The sequence below is a fragment of the Candidatus Accumulibacter vicinus genome, assembly GCF_000584955.1.
Taxonomy (GTDB): Bacteria; Pseudomonadota; Gammaproteobacteria; order Burkholderiales; family Rhodocyclaceae; genus Accumulibacter; species Accumulibacter vicinus.
Genome location: NZ_JDSS02000024.1, coordinates 107,503 through 108,248, shown reverse-complemented (window position 1 = coordinate 108,248; position 746 = coordinate 107,503). Strand labels below are relative to the sequence as shown.

Below are 746 nucleotides of genomic sequence, written 5' to 3'. Positions count from 1 at the left end.
GCGACAACCTGGTCCAGCCTGGCTGTCCATCGGCTGGGATGCCTGGCTCTCCGCTGCCAGCGCGGGCAGGCACGGCATGGGCGCGGTCGTCAATACCCTGGCGATGTCCACCGCAGAGGGGGTGGATGCCTTCCGCCGTATCCTCGGCGCTGACCTCGGCGCACAGGTGCTGGTATCCACCAGCGATCTCCCGACGCGCGTCGAGCAATGGGTCAAACGCAAGCCGCGCGCTGCCGCCACCCCGATGGCCGACGCCACACCGAGCATCACCTACGCCACTGCCATGCAGACGGCGATTGCCCGCATCTGGGAAAACGTCCTCGGCGTCAGCCAGATTGCTGCGCAGGACAACTTCTTCGACCTGGGTGGCGACTCACTGCTCCTGATGGACGTCATCGCCCGCCTCAAGGCCGGCTACGGAATCGTCCTCAATCCACGCGAAATCATGTTCCAGACCCTCGCTCAGCTCGCCGCCCAATGCGAGGAAAGACAAGCTGCGCAACGACGACCCGCCGCAGCGGCTGCCCCGGCAGAGCCTCCGGCTGCCGCAGCAAGTGTGGCCATGCCGGCAAGCACACCGGCGCCGCAGCGTAAGGGTGGCCTGTTCGGGGCCTTGAAGAGGAAAATTCGTGCCGGATAGACGAATCAGCTCTCGAACACCCGTCCGCCGACGCACGCATTTGGCGCGATCTGCTGCGCCCCGGAGGGCTTCCAGGCCGGGTGCAAGCACAGTGCCGCCCGATTTT

At 66.2% G+C, this 746-nt stretch carries 1 protein-coding gene; it reads left to right on the top strand.

Annotated features, from left to right (window positions below; translation table 11 throughout):
- The coding region (locus tag CAPSK01_RS11055) for a phosphopantetheine-binding protein (protein ID WP_273703519.1) at nucleotides 1–640 on the top strand (640 nt) is incomplete at its 5' end.
- Nucleotides 641–746: the final 106 nt, after the last annotated feature.